The organism is Paenilisteria newyorkensis (genome assembly GCF_000766145.1).
Lineage (GTDB): Bacteria > Bacillota > Bacilli > Lactobacillales > Listeriaceae > Listeria_A > Listeria_A newyorkensis.
Genome location: NZ_JNFB01000009.1, coordinates 68786 through 82562 on the forward strand (window position 1 = coordinate 68786; position 13777 = coordinate 82562).

Genomic DNA, 13777 nt, shown 5'->3' on the forward strand with positions numbered 1-13777 from the left:
CTAGATTTTCAGGTCTAACTTTAGCGGTTTTCCGTTTTCCAAATCGAATCAGACAAACTAACTGCTTCATATTTTATCGTGCTCTCCATCTCAAAAACGAGCGTTCCAAATGTTTTTTTGAAAATCGGGATGTTTTGTAGTGCTTTCCGTGATAGGTTTCCCGCGAGCTTTGATGTCCGCATTTTCTTCCCATTTGCCTCGGCAATAAGTGTCACAAGCTGCGTCGTGTTCACCGTCTCGCTATTTTGAGGCACATAGATTCCGCTAGCCTTTTCACGCATCACTTCATTCAAAAAAGCGGACAAATTATCGATGAAAATCATGCTTCGATTCCCGCTAATCGCTGGAAAAATAGGCGTTTTCCGAGCAAGTTGCGCAAGGCGAGCATAATTACCGGGACAGTCCGGGCCATAAATCATCGGCGGGCGAACAATCGCGACTTGGAAATCTGGGTTTTCTAGTTGTTTCAATCGCTTTTCTGCTTCGTATTTTGACTTTCCATATAGACTCGTTGGGCGCGGTACTTGCTGAATCGGTATCACTTTTTCTGGTTCCTCAAAGCCACCCTCTTCCCCGTAAACCGCCACGGTACTCAAAAACACGAAATGCTTCACGCCTGCCGATTTTGCTCGAAGCGCTAAATTCTCCGTGAGTTCCGTGTTGATTCGGTGATACTCTCCAGCGCTTTCTGATGTTTCTTTGCGATGAACTAAAGCCGCAGCGTGCAGAACCGCATCATACTGGCTAAAATCAATAGCCGCCAAGTTTTGCGTCCGAACGGATAAAAGTTCCACGCCCACTTCTGGGTAATGCTGTGCCATCCAACTCTCAAATTGCGTACCTACATAGCCTTTCTGTCCCGTTACTAAAATGCGCATTAACTCGCTCCTTCTTGTATGCCATCGCGTTTCACGACTTTACGTATCGTGCTAAAAATCAGTTTTACATCGGTGGCAAAAGACAATTTTCGACCGTACAATCCGTCTAATTCGGCTTTTTCTTCAATCGATAACGTGTCGCGTCCCATCACTTGGGCAAGACCTGACAATCCTGGTTTTAACTCGCTCGCGCCCGCTTCTTCGCGCTTTTCAATCAAATCCGTTTGGTTATATAACGCTGGGCGCGGACCAATAACACTCATGCTTCCTGCCAAAATATTGAACAGCTGTGGTAGTTCATCCAAGCTCGTCTTCCGCAAAAACTGCCCTACTTTTGTGATGTAAGCGTCCGGCGAAGCGAGTAAATGCGTTGGCATATTTTTCGGCGTATCGACGTACATCGTCCGGAATTTGAAGATAGTAAATATTGTTTTATCCGCACCGACACGCTGTTGTTGGAATAAAATCGGGCCTTTCGAGTCTAATTTGATGCTGATGGCTACAAGTACAAATACAGGCGCTAACAAAATAATCGCGATCACCGCAAGAACGATATCCACCAAACGTTTCAAAAATCTATTATACAATCTGCTCATCTCCTCGAATGTGGCTAGCATTGGCTAACCGAATTGTTTTTTCGGCTGCTTCTCGGTCGTTCAACTGTAAAATCGTTTGTAAATAATCGAGTAACGTGGTTTCCTCCACTGGCGTCACTTTTCCAACAAAAATCTTCGGAAAAATCTGCTCAGCAACGAGTTCGTCAGTAGTTAGAAGCTCTTCGTACAGTTTCTCGCCCGGACGAATCCCCGTTTCGATAATCGGGATTTCCTTTTCTGTTAGGCCGCTTAGACGGATCAAGTTTTTCGCTAGGTCGACAATCTTCACGGGTTCACCCATATCCAGCACGAAAATTTCGCCACCTCGCGCAAGACTTCCTGCTTGGAGTACAAGTTTCGCCGCTTCCGGAATAGTCATGAAATAACGCGTCATGCGCTTATCGGTAATCGTTATCGGCTGGCCTTTCTTGATTTGCTCTTTAAAAAGCGGAACCACACTACCACTGCTGCCTAGGACATTTCCAAAACGAACCGCGACAAACTTGGTGTTACTTTTCTCATGGAACGACTGGATAATCATTTCGGCAATACGCTTCGTTGATCCCATCACGTTCGGCGGGTTCACGGCTTTATCCGAGGAAACCATAACCATACTTTCTGCACCAATTTCATGCGCCACTTGCGCCACGTTTCGCGTCCCATACACATTGTTCTTCACAGCCTCTAGCGGGTTCGCCTCCATTAGTGGCACATGTTTATGCGCCGCAGCATGGTAAATCACGTCTGGCTCATACGTTTGCATCACATCACGTAAACGCTTGATGTCTTGAATATCCACAATCAATGGTAGCAATTCCACGCTCGACTCTAGCTGCTCTAGCTCACGATGAATTTGATAAATCGAATGCTCGCCGTGTCCTAAGAGCAAAATCTTTTCCGGTTCAAAGTCCATGATTTGGCGACAAATCTCCGAACCAATCGAACCACCAGCACCAGTTACTAACACCGTTTTACCCGTCAAATTGTCCGCAATTTTTGCCAAGTCTAGCTGCACTGTTTCGCGTCCGAGTAAATCCTCAACATCCACTTCCTGTACCTGACTCACGCTCAGCTTGCCAGACAAAATATCCGCCATTTTCGGCATCGTTTTCACGACTAATTGTGTAGCCACAGCTTGCTTTGTAATCGCTTGAAGCGTCACGCTAGGCATCGATGGCATCGCGATAATCAGTTGTTCGGCTTGTGTCTTAGCAACAAGTGCCTCCAAATTTCCTATTCCACCAAGTACTGGCACGTCTAGCAATCTCGTCCGCTGCTTCTTCCTGTCATCATCAATAAATCCGACTGGCAACACATCTGATTTTCTATCCTTTTGCAGCTGTTGCACTAATTGGGTCCCCGCCTCACCAGCACCGATAATAAGCGTGCGTACCGATTGGCTCTGTGCCTTGTGTTGCGACCGATCACGGCGCAATCGAACCATCAATCGCGTGCCGCCAATCAACAACAACTGGGCGATGAAAAGAAAGAGGAAGAATCGAATTTCAAGGTGAACGAATCCCGTCATAGCAACGACGACAGACATACTTACCGCGAACGCCAAGCTCACAACTTTTGCGATAGCTACTAAATCTTTCACGCTCGTATGCGTCCACGTTCTGCCCTGCAATTGAAATCCTACAGCGAAAACATGATAAGCCACAGTCAATACGATAGCTGCAACTACCGGATTCCCGTTCGCCGCACCGTAAAATGCAAGCGCTGCGGCCAACCAAATCATGCCCGTATCCACGATCGACCAAAGACCAACTCTCCTCAAAATCTCCATTCTTCCTTACCTCCACTTTCCGCCATCAGATATTTCACCGTGGACTCAAATTTTATAAATTAGCATCAAAACCAAGCGCTGTTGTTTTGTCCGCAAACGTTCTTCCTAAAAAGTTCTTCGTATCCAAAATCGCCGTCGCATTCGTCGCGATTTTCGTCACGTCCATATCTTCATGACATGTGAGTAAAACGACTAAATCATATTCTGCGACACGCTCGTAATCAAGCGGAATACTTTGCTGCGTCTCTTTTTCATGATCGATAAAAGAAGTTGCGCACGTATCTAGAAAATCGACGCTCGCTCGCTGTTTCGTCAATAACTCGTGAATATCAAGCGCTGGCGATTCTCGTAAGTCTGAAATGTTTTCCTTGTAAGCCATGCCGACCAATAAAATTTTGCTTGCCGTTAAAGACTTACCGACTTTATTCAGCGCCATCATCGCTTTTCCGACAACGTGTTCCGGCATGCTTTTATTGACGTCTTGTGATAGCTCAATAAACCTACTGAAAAAGTTAGACGATTTCGCTTTCCATGAGAGGTACATCGGGTCAAGCGGAATACAGTGACCACCGATTCCAGGCCCCGGCGTAAATTTCATGAAACCGAATGGCTTTGTCGCAGCCGCATCAATCGTTTCCCAAATATTGATATCCAGCTTCTCTGCTAGCATCGCCATCTCGTTGATAAAAGCGATGTTGACGCTGCGGAATGTATTTTCAAGAAGCTTGCTCATTTCGGCAATCTCGGTCGTGCTGACGGGAACCACTTGATTGATAATCTGATCGTAGACGTTGACCGCGTAATCTTTAGATGCTTCTGTAATACCGCCGACTACTTTTGGCGTGTTTTGAACAGTAAATCGTTTGTTGCCAGGATCCACGCGTTCTGGGGAGTACGCTGCGAAAAAGTCTGTATCTAGACGCAATCCTTGTTTTTCGAGGCCTTGGCTAATAACTTCGCGGGTCGTCCCTGGATACGTTGTGCTCTCTAAGACGATAAGCGCGCCTTCTTTGAGATTCGCTGAAATAGCTGCCATCGCCGACTCGATAAAACGCATATCTGGTTCAAAGGAAGCGGTTAGTGGTGTTGGGACACAAATAATGATGATATCTGCTTGCTTTATTGTTGTTGCATCCGTTGTCGCAGTTAACTTTTGTGCAGTGACAAGTTCGTTTACGATTTCTGACGGGATGTCGCTAATATCTGATGTACCAGCGTTGATTGTGGCTACTTTTTTCTCGCTCGGATCGTATCCCGTCACGGTGAATCCTGCTTTAGCAAACGATACTGCGAGTGGAAGTCCGACATAGCCTAGACCCATAATGGTGATTGTTGCTGTGCGGGTTTCGATTTGTAATTTATGTTGTAGATTCATTTATTTTTGCTCCTTCATTCGTTTTTTTAGCGGTGAGTAGATAGTTGATAATAATCGCGAGGAGTAGCCCGTGCGTGAGGAATGTCGTGATAAGAGAGGAATCAATCAAGCTCCAAATTGGCATAGCGAGGAGCACAACGCTCAGTAAAAAGTGATTATGCTTGGCGATGCTGTCATAAATCCATAGAATCAGGGCTAAAATTCCTGTATAAATCGCGACTCCCCAGAGACCAAATGCGGAGAAGGCATCCGCCCAAAGGTTCGCATTTGCAGAAGCTTCTAAATTATTAAAATACGCTTCACCGATTAAGAATGGTGGATTCGCATCGTAAGGATAGTCAACGAAACTGCTGAAGATACTATAACCAAGATGCGTGTAGGGATTCGCTGTAAAGAAATCATAGTAGAAACTAGAGAGAACACCTGGCACCATCATGAGTCGTCGCGTCATAATTTCGGTAAACTGAATGCCACCTGTTAGAAAATCAAGTACGAGACACGCAAACACTAGCAGACAGATACTGTATAAGAATCGAACTCCGAAGTTCTTGCCTTTTTTACCGACACACCAGAGAATTCCTAAGATGAATAAGGTAGAAAAGGCGATACTTTTTTGGCCCGTTGTGGAGAAAATAATCAGCTGGCTTAAAATCCCAATGACGATAAACATTGTTTTTTTACTAATCACGCCGATTCCCATTAGTAGTGGGTTGAAAATTTTCGATTGCCAGTTCATGGCGTAAGCGGCGATAGAGCCTTTCCCTTCTTCGTGGTAATCTGCGCGAATGTCGTATACATCATAAAAATTTACCATCCGGAAATGAAATCCAAATTTGAGAAAAATGAGCCCGAATAAACCGAACCAACTAATATAAAGAATCGTGCGGACAAAGGCTTGTTTGATGCGTAGAGGGTAAATTTTTAATTGTTTCCACTTGCCGACACTTCCGAGGAGCGCCAAACAGCCGAGTAAGACTAGTTTATAAAAGAAGAAGCCGTCTAATGGATTTTCTCGTACAAAGTCGGGCATCACCATCGTGGGGATGTAAACTAAGATGTAGAGTAACCAATAAACGACTTGGGATGGGCGGGTCACGGTTGACTCTGACCAAATGATTGGGATGAGCGCCAAGATGATAGATATCGCCTTTACTGATCCCGATGGTTGGAGGTTAATCAATGAATAGTAGCTGTAACTCGGAGATATGAGGTAAATATAGCCAATATAGAGGCAGGCGATGTAAAATAATACGCCGATAACAAGAACTAACTTTTCTACTTTCAGCTTCACTGATTGTACTCCTCTCATGTTCTCTTTCCTTACTTCTATTTAACCATGGCTGGCAGTTTTAGCGTATTTTACTTTGTCATCCATGTGTGACAAATGCGAAATTTCGTAGTGCGCGGTAGGATAAAAATAGAAATACCCCATAAAAAATACTGCCAACAAGCGCGTAACCGGTAAGGACTGTGAGGATATCCCATTGCTGCAGATGCGCGAGGAAGAATAACACCACGATACTGATAAAACGTGAGGCATCCCATAGAAATTGCGTTTTTTGACACCCGAGTAAATACAATGTTTGCGAAACCGGTACGGTGACCAATTGCAGATAGAAAACTGGCAATAAACGCTGGGCATATTCACCGGACACACGCCATTCTTCTCCAAAAATTAACGCGAAAATACTTGGTGCAAAAAAAGCGAAAATAGCGAAAATCGGTAAGCCATACAGTACTGCTTTTCGGACGACATTTTTAAATAAGTCGAAAACGCGTGCCGATTCTGTGTGCATTCCTTTTGCCGCAACGCTATAAAAAACTTGGCCGAGTACACTTGTTAATAGTACGATTGGCATCCCAATTACGCGTTGGCCCATCCCGAAAAATCCAGCGACTTCGTTTCCAAAATAGTAGGTAATTAATAATAGCGGGGCTTGTAATGTCAAAGCGTTGATGAATAATGATCCTGATGAAAACAATGGATAGCGATAATATTTGCGAACTAAAAAGCCGATATTGCGTTTAGTGAAACCCACTTTGACACGTGTTTTCCAAAAGCTGATGCCTTGAATAGTTGCACTTCCAAATCGGCCAAATACATCACCAATAATCAGTCCGAAGCTCGGCGTAGTAAGTTGCAAGCCAGATGTCACAGCACTTTGTGTTAATTTTGCATGAGAAATCGTTGTGAATCGTTGTTCGCGCATCTGCCAAAATGTGAAGGTTTGAATCGCGCTCCCCAAGAAAATACCTAAGAAAAGTAATAGAACGACATGCGGAGATGCATGCACATTCAGCAAAGAGAACGCGGAGATTCCTGTGAGAAGGTATAGGAGGAACATCAAGGCAGATAGGAGGAGCGCTATGCTTAGACACATTTTTACGAGTAAAGTCGCTACACGCTTCGTTTTGGCTAGCGGAATCGCCCGTTCTAAGGACAAGGCCATACTGTTGCTGAAAATACTAATGATGCTAAGATAAACTGTGTATGTTCCAAAAATATCTGGACCATACATACGTGACAAGAAAGGTGCGGCAAAAAATACGAGACATTGCGCTAAGATATTACCTTTTAGTAACCGCCATGCAAATTTCTTGAAATTCGTCGCTTTATTCATCGCCACTCACCTTCTCCTTCTTATTTGTAGTAATAAGCTGTTTTCTTAGTCGGCTTAGCTTTGTTACAAATGATTCCGACTACGTTCGCGCCTGCTGTTTTCACTTCTCTAATCGTCTGCTCAAGCTTACTCCGCTTGACAGTGCGTAAACCAACGACCACGATTACCCCATCCACCTTGCTCGCAATAATCGGTGTATCTGCAACAATCGCAGGTGGCGCGTCAATAAAAATGAAATCATATGCTGCATCCAATTCCGCAAAAAAGGCGTCAAAGTCAAAACTTGCAAGTAACTCCGCCGGATTGTACGGTAACATCCCTGATACCAATACATCCAGATTCTCCACTGCCGTTTTCTGAATCGCTTTTTTCACGTTTGTTTCTTCTTTCAAAATATCCGCAAACCCGTAATAATTCTCCACTTGGAAAATATCATGTTGTGTTGGACGTCGTAAATCTCCATCAATAATGAGAACCCTCTTATCTTGCTGAGCAAAAAATGCTGCTAAATTCGCAATAACGACCGACTTCCCTTCACCAGAAGCCGATGAAGTCACCATAAAATGCTTGGCGCTACGCTTTTCTGCGAGAAACTGTAAACCTGTGCGAATCATTCGAAATTGTTCCGCAATTTGTGTATTTCGCTGCGTAAAAACGGTTAATTTCTTATCCTCTTTGTTTTTTGCTTTTCTCATCATAATTTCCTCCTCTCAATGCTTCCCAACACTTGAATGTCCACCAAAGCTTCCACATCTTCACGCGTTCTAAGTTTTGTATTTGTCAATTCGATAATTACAAATATCGCAATGGCAAGCGTTACACCTGCTATAAAACCTAACAAAATGGTAATTTTCAAATTAGGGCTCACTGGAACTTGACTATTTTCCAATTCCGCTGGTGACAACACACGGACATTCTTCTCATCCATCATCGTTTTCGCCTCTTCTTGCAAAATTTCAGATAGCGTATTGACGACGAGAACCGCTTGCTCCGGGTCCGTATCCTGCACGCCAATCACCAAAACTTGCGAGGATCCTTCATTCGTCACCGTAATTCGACTAGCTAGTTCTTTGTTTGAATCAGCTAAGTTAAGCTCATCGCGCACTTGATTTAGCACGCTACCACTTGTCACAATCACTTGATACGTGCTAATTAACTGCTTGTTCAGCTGTACGTCAAAATTACGATTATCTTCATTTTTTTCAGGCTTCACAAGCACTTGACTTGTTGCTTCATACTGCTTCTCAACAAAATGATTCGTATACACGAACGCTGTTGCCATTCCCATAATGCCAAGGATGGCGACAACCCACCAAAAACGTTTCAAAATCGTGATAATACCACTTAAATCAATTGTTTTGTCCATTGTTTTATCGTCTCCTTAAGCTTTTTTATGACTGAAACTGCTGGCAATTCGTGTAACGGTGCAATGTTCCAAGCGTGATATACGTCAATTCCTCATGAACGCCTTCAAAAATATTTTTTGTATCAAAAATTTGCATGGTAGCCATACTAGTTAATAACGACATTGGCAAGTGCTTGAATTCATCATGTTCCGTCGCGATAATCGCCATATCAGCGTTTGCAAAAGCAGTTTCTGGATTCATGTTGTAATACGCTACATGTGGGTCATATACATGAACCTCTATACCGCGTTGTTGCAAATGCTCGGCTATCTTTAGCGCTGGACTTTCGCGAATATCATCAACATTGCCTTTATAAGCTGCGCCGAGAATGACTACTTTTTTCGCCGCTTTATTCGTGATTGTCTCCACACTTTCCGCGATATATTCTGGCATACTACTGTTGATTTTTCTGGCTGTTTGGATAAGCGGTGTCTGTTCTGGCGCAGCGGTCGTGATAAAGTACGGATCAACTGCGAGACAATGTCCACCCACGCCTGGCCCCGGTGTATGAATATTCACACGAGGATGCTTATTCGCCATTTCAATAACCTTCAGCGCATTAATTCCAAGCTCCGTTGATAGTTTCACCAATTCATTCGCAAGGGCAATATTCGTGTCGCGAAACGTGTTTTCCATCAATTTTGAAAGTTCGGCCGTGGAAGCATCCGTCAATAACATCTCGCCTTCTACAAATGTTTGGTAAACAGCCTCACCGGCGCTGGCACAGGCCGGTGTTACCCCACCGATAATCCGGTTATTACGCACTAATTCCGCCATAATTTGACCTGGTAGCACGCGCTCTGGACAATGGACTAAATGCACATCCACACCTATCGTAAAGCCCGCTTCTTCTAACATCGGCTGAATCACGCCCGTCGTTGTTTTCGGTGCTACCGTAGACTCTAAAATGATGGTATTTCCTGTTATAAGCAGCGGAATCACGTCTTTCACCGCTTGGCGAATGTATCTCGTATCACACGAATGATCCTCCGTATGCGGCGTCGGAACGGCGATGATGAACGTATCGGCTGGCTCTAATTGGCTCACTGGGCGTAATAATCCGCTGGCTAAAACGCCTTGAAAAGCTTCCTGTAATCCCGGCTCTTCAATGTGAATAAAGCCAGATTGTAAACGGGCGATAACCTCTTTATTCGTATCAAAACCAATCACTTCTTGCCCGTGTTTCGCGAACATAACTGCCGTTGGTAAACCAATATATCCAAGTCCAATCGTTGCTATTTTCATCTTTATTCCTCCTAATTTAATTCATATCCTTCATTCACTTCATAACTTTTAACTAATTCTACAAACTTTTCTTTCAAAACGCGTGCATCAAAATGAGTTTCCGCAAGCACTCGTGCTCGCTCTCCCATTTCTAATTTTTCCGTTTTATGATTGTGTAGCCTTTTTAGAAAATCATAGTATCCGGCCTTATCATCGTAATCAAATCCTGCACCTGCTTTGTTTTCCCGTAATAAATCATCTTGCCAACCTTTGAAATTCAAAACGATTGGCTTGCTCAGCGATAGGAAGTCAAAAAATTTGTTGGAACTATTTTCAGCAGCTAGAATTGGAACATTTGCTAAATTCACAATCCCGACGTCACTCGCTGACATCCAGCTAAAAACCTCTGCTTTTGGCATATTATCGAGTAACCAAATGTTTGTTAACCCGCGATTCCGAATCGTCTCTACCATCATCGCCTTCTCTTTGCCGCGTCCAATCAAGATGTAATGAATATTAGGGTCTGGATGCTGTGTCGCGACATCGAGTAGGAAAGAAAGATCATTCGCCGCGCCAAATGTTCCTGGGTATAGCGCGATTGTCTTACCAATTAGTTCCGGGTATTGCATTTCAATGTGATTTCGTTCACATTCAGAGGCATACTGAGTTGCTTTAGCACAATGCGCGAGATTCGTTATGACACTAACTTTGCTTTTCTCCATACCTTTTCGAACAATGTTACGCTTAATCCCATCAGAAAGAGCTACAATATGAGAGGCGTGACGATAAATCAATTTCTCCAAACCGCGAACCATTTTGATAACAGCCTTGTTGCGGATAATTCCCATTTCAATCGGTGCATCTGGCCATACATCCCGAACTTCAAATATAAAAGGCACGCGCTTGATTTTTGCTACGATGAGTGCTGTAATTCCCACTGTGATTGGCGCAGAACTTGCATAAATAACATCCACATTCTTTTCTTTCAACCCAAGATAGATGCTTTTAATGACAAACAGGAGGAAAGCCAGCACACGCTTATGAAAGGCAAAAGTATGATCATAATTCGTTTTTGTCGAAGCAATCTGGATACCGTCTAATTCTTTTTCCGCCATGTTCTTTCCGGTTAACATGGTCACCTCAACACCATCTTCTGCTAACTTCTTCGCTAATTCATATGGCCTTGTTAAGCCATTCTCTGACTCAAAATGTTGGCTGATATACAGTACTTTCATTTAGCACCTCGCTTGTTGCCACTTCGTAAAGGGCAAGTAATTTTTTCCCTTCTGCCGTCCAATTGTAGGTTTTCTCGTAGTGATAACGTCCATTTGCGCCCATTTCTTGTTGTAACTTCTTACTTTTCAGCAACCGTTCAATCGCGTTCACTACTTCTAAATTATCCAGTGGATTGACGCTATAGCCGCTTTGTGTTTCTTCCATTAATTCCGACCACATCGGGAAATCCGACACGATCATTGGCAACTCGGCTGACATATATTCAAACATCTTCGTCGCCATCGATTCCATATAATTCGGTATAGGCTTTAATAGGCAAAGTCCAGCCGTAGCATTAGCCATATGGGCACCAATTTCGTCATTTGGGATTCTGCCTAGTCGCTCGACATTGCTCATTAGACCATTCTTTGAGACAAAAACATCGATTTTTTCGTTATCTGCTTCAAAAATGGGACCTATTAATTTTAATTTCAAATCCTCATATCCTGACTGCTTCAAGTTTTTCAGCGCCTCTAGCATAATCCATAACCCACGATTTTCTTCAATTCCGCCGATATAGATTAGCGTCTGCTCCACACTTTCCGGTGACGATAATGCTTCTTGGTATGTGGGATAATTCAGTATATCGTCGTATCGTTGCGTGACATATGAATAATCTTTTTTATAGGACGTCTCAGCGAATATGACATTATCACACAGCTTCAGACATCTTTGCTCCATTCGCTTAACGATTTTGGCAAGTGGTGTGCGCAAAGCCGCTGGAATCCATGCCTTCGTTTCCAAGGCTTTCGGAAAATTTTCATGCATGTCGTAAAGGAAAACTCCTTTCTTTTTTCGCAATATTGGCAAAAGTAATAATAATTCAGGGTCATGAAAATGATAATACTTCGCGTCCGATTGACGAATAGCCTTGTAAATGCTCAACCATCTTGTGAATCGCTTGAACCGGCTACCTTTTTGGAATAACCTTTGCGTTAAATTCTGGCGAAATTCGGGTTGTTGCGTCGTCTCCACCGCCATTTGCTCCACCTGATAACCGGCTTTTAGTAGTGTATCGATTTCTTTGTAGTAAATTCGTGTATCGTTCCAGACGTGCACTGAGCTGTAAACAAATACTTTTTTTTCGTTTAATGGCTTATTTTTCATCGACTTTTCCTAAATCCCAAGTCAGCGTTTCTCCTTCTGGTGAGGTGTAGGTCAGTAATACTTTGTCTTGTTCTTTCGGAAATTCATAGTAGCCATCCCCTGTGATAGTCTCGCCTTTTGCGATTTCTTGACCGAAGTTGTTACCGCCTGTCATCTGGTAATCTTTCTTGTTCACCGTGATGTGGAAGTTTCCAGCACCGATTCCTGTTGTTTGTTTCGTATTATTTTTAACCTCAAAGTGGACTCGCACTTTTTTGGCGTTATTGACCAGCTGAACATCGGCCACCTTGATGAATAGACCATTTATATCTTGTGTGGTACCAATATCTGTTTTTGGTTGTAATAAAGTCGCATTAATCGCTAAACCAACCGTTAGTACTAAAATGGCGACCATTCCTGCTATTGTGAACTTCTTTTTATTTTTCATAAAAATGATTCTCCTTTATTAGTTGTTGGATACCTGTTTTGTTCGGCTCCTTAACTCTATTTAACCATGGTTGGCTTTTTTCTTGTATTTTGTTTTGTCATCGTATAGTGACAATTGCGAGAGAATGGCAAAAAAGCAAGTACAGGACAACGGATATAGTCGCCCTGTACTTGCTTTTCCTTATTTGGTGAATACTGCGGACAAGTCACTTGTCATGCGTTTGTCGCTGTTTTTCGCTTGGACTTGAATGCTTGTTGCACTTGCTGCTACATAGGCTTTGAATGTGAAACTACCGTCTGGGTTCACTGTCATCGTTCTAATGCTTTGTGTTCTAACGGCTGCACCATTTTCGTAAATTGTAATTAATTCCGTTCCTTTTGGTGCTGTTCCTACGATGTAGTTACCGTCCATTTTTTCTAGGACTGGTGCTGTCAGTTTCACTACGGCTGACCCTGTTACCGTTGTGCTTGCTACGCGTAATGTGTTGTAACCTGTCGTATCTCGAATTTCAATTTTAATAACTGTCCCTGCGGCTTGTTTCCCAATGCTTGATTGGAATGTCCCATCCGCTGCGATTGCTCCTGTCTTAACGGCTACACCATTGATGCTTACACGGAAGCCTGTTGCTGATCCTGCTGTTACAGAACCTTTCAATGTATCGTCATCCATTGTTAGCGCATCTAGAACTGGTTTTTCATCATTAACGATGTTCACTGTTTTACGAGCCATTTCTGTTTTATCGGCGTATCCTACTACTTCTACTTTTGAACCTGGTTTAATCAGATTGTTTGTGGAAATACTGTAGGTGCCACCTGCTTTAATTTGACCGACTTTGACGATGGTACCATCAATAGATAGACGGACAGTTGTCAAACCAGATCCAGCGGTTCCAGTAATGGTTGTTGCGCTTAGACCCGCGTCGTTAGCCGTTAGACCATAGGCAACTGATGAGGAAGAGCTGAGAACGGTTCCTGTCGCGATTGGCCCTTTATTTCCTTTGGTATCGACACCGCGTACTTCAAATGTGTCGCCAACTTTTAAACCAAAACCTTGGGCATACAGCTTGAAGTCTCCGTTTG

General features: G+C 43.4%; 13 protein-coding genes. All 13 read right to left on the minus strand.

All coding sequences use genetic code 11. The features are described from left to right. Window positions 1-20 precede the first annotated feature (20 nt). Entirely contained in the window at window positions 21-878 is an 858-nt protein-coding gene (locus EP58_RS03740; protein ID WP_036090250.1) for an NAD-dependent epimerase/dehydratase family protein, read from the minus strand. Next, the gene (locus EP58_RS03745; RefSeq protein WP_036090288.1) at window positions 878-1474 is read right to left on the minus strand and encodes a sugar transferase; all 597 of its coding nucleotides are present in this window, start codon (window positions 1472-1474) and stop codon (window positions 878-880) included. The genes EP58_RS03740 and EP58_RS03745 overlap by 1 nt, the downstream gene beginning before the upstream one ends. Then, window positions 1458-3263 carry a polysaccharide biosynthesis protein gene (locus EP58_RS03750; protein ID WP_036090253.1) on the minus strand — a complete coding sequence of 602 codons (1806 nt, stop codon included), beginning with the start codon at window positions 3261-3263 and terminating at the stop codon, window positions 1458-1460. Before EP58_RS03750 ends, EP58_RS03745 begins: the two co-directional genes overlap by 17 nt. Window positions 3264-3315: 52 nt before the next feature. After that, a complete protein-coding gene (locus EP58_RS03755; protein WP_036090255.1) occupies window positions 3316-4638 on the minus strand; it encodes a nucleotide sugar dehydrogenase in 1323 nt (440 codons plus the stop codon). Beyond that, entirely contained in the window at window positions 4622-5929 is a 1308-nt protein-coding gene (locus EP58_RS03760) for a hypothetical protein (protein ID WP_036090257.1), read from the minus strand. The genes EP58_RS03755 and EP58_RS03760 overlap by 17 nt, the downstream gene beginning before the upstream one ends. A 76-nt stretch (window positions 5930-6005) precedes the next feature. Further along, window positions 6006-7259: an oligosaccharide flippase family protein gene (locus tag EP58_RS03765; protein WP_236637299.1), complete on the minus strand. Its 1254-nt coding sequence runs from the start codon at window positions 7257-7259 to the stop codon at window positions 6006-6008. A gap of 20 nt (window positions 7260-7279) precedes the next feature. Beyond that, window positions 7280-7957, minus strand: a complete 678-nt coding sequence (locus tag EP58_RS03770; protein ID WP_036090263.1) for a CpsD/CapB family tyrosine-protein kinase — start codon at window positions 7955-7957, stop codon at window positions 7280-7282. Continuing rightward, the gene (locus EP58_RS03775; protein WP_036090265.1) at window positions 7954-8625 is read right to left on the minus strand and encodes a YveK family protein; all 672 of its coding nucleotides are present in this window, start codon (window positions 8623-8625) and stop codon (window positions 7954-7956) included. Before EP58_RS03775 ends, EP58_RS03770 begins: the two co-directional genes overlap by 4 nt. Window positions 8626-8650: 25 nt before the next feature. Then, window positions 8651-9910, minus strand: coding sequence for a nucleotide sugar dehydrogenase (locus EP58_RS03780; RefSeq protein WP_036090267.1), 1260 nt, complete (start codon window positions 9908-9910; stop codon window positions 8651-8653). Between the two features lie 11 nt (window positions 9911-9921). Beyond that, window positions 9922-11124, minus strand: coding sequence for a glycosyltransferase family 4 protein (locus EP58_RS03785; protein ID WP_052164926.1), 1203 nt, complete (start codon window positions 11122-11124; stop codon window positions 9922-9924). Next, a complete protein-coding gene (locus tag EP58_RS03790) occupies window positions 11093-12271 on the minus strand; it encodes a glycosyltransferase (protein WP_036090270.1) in 1179 nt (392 codons plus the stop codon). Before EP58_RS03790 ends, EP58_RS03785 begins: the two co-directional genes overlap by 32 nt. Further along, window positions 12261-12698: a DUF4352 domain-containing protein gene (locus EP58_RS16890; RefSeq protein WP_052164927.1), complete on the minus strand. Its 438-nt coding sequence runs from the start codon at window positions 12696-12698 to the stop codon at window positions 12261-12263. The genes EP58_RS03790 and EP58_RS16890 overlap by 11 nt, the downstream gene beginning before the upstream one ends. Before the next feature lie 180 nt (window positions 12699-12878). Next, window positions 12879-13777: hypothetical protein (locus EP58_RS17445; protein ID WP_036090274.1), on the minus strand; the 899-nt coding region annotated here is incomplete at its 5' end.

What these genes read in the sequence shown, in the direction of transcription:
- EP58_RS03780 (WP_036090267.1), bottom strand. Translation starts at nt 9,910, where the DNA reads ATGAAAATAGCAACGATTGGACTTGGATATATTGGTTTACCAACGGCA.
- EP58_RS03755 (WP_036090255.1), bottom strand. Translation starts at nt 4,638, where the DNA reads ATGAATCTACAACATAAATTACAAATCGAAACCCGCACAGCAACAATC.
- EP58_RS03790 (WP_036090270.1), bottom strand. Translation starts at nt 12,271, where the DNA reads ATGAAAAATAAGCCATTAAACGAAAAAAAAGTATTTGTTTACAGCTCA.
- EP58_RS03740 (WP_036090250.1), bottom strand. Translation starts at nt 878, where the DNA reads ATGCGCATTTTAGTAACGGGACAGAAAGGCTATGTAGGTACGCAATTT.
- EP58_RS16890 (WP_052164927.1), bottom strand. Translation starts at nt 12,698, where the DNA reads ATGAAAAATAAAAAGAAGTTCACAATAGCAGGAATGGTCGCCATTTTA.
- EP58_RS03765 (WP_236637299.1), bottom strand. Translation starts at nt 7,259, where the DNA reads ATGAATAAAGCGACGAATTTCAAGAAATTTGCATGGCGGTTACTAAAA.
- EP58_RS03775 (WP_036090265.1), bottom strand. Translation starts at nt 8,625, where the DNA reads ATGGACAAAACAATTGATTTAAGTGGTATTATCACGATTTTGAAACGT.
- EP58_RS03750 (WP_036090253.1), bottom strand. Translation starts at nt 3,263, where the DNA reads ATGGAGATTTTGAGGAGAGTTGGTCTTTGGTCGATCGTGGATACGGGC.
- EP58_RS03770 (WP_036090263.1), bottom strand. Translation starts at nt 7,957, where the DNA reads ATGATGAGAAAAGCAAAAAACAAAGAGGATAAGAAATTAACCGTTTTT.
- EP58_RS03785 (WP_052164926.1), bottom strand. Translation starts at nt 11,124, where the DNA reads ATGAAAGTACTGTATATCAGCCAACATTTTGAGTCAGAGAATGGCTTA.
- EP58_RS03745 (WP_036090288.1), bottom strand. Translation starts at nt 1,474, where the DNA reads ATGAGCAGATTGTATAATAGATTTTTGAAACGTTTGGTGGATATCGTT.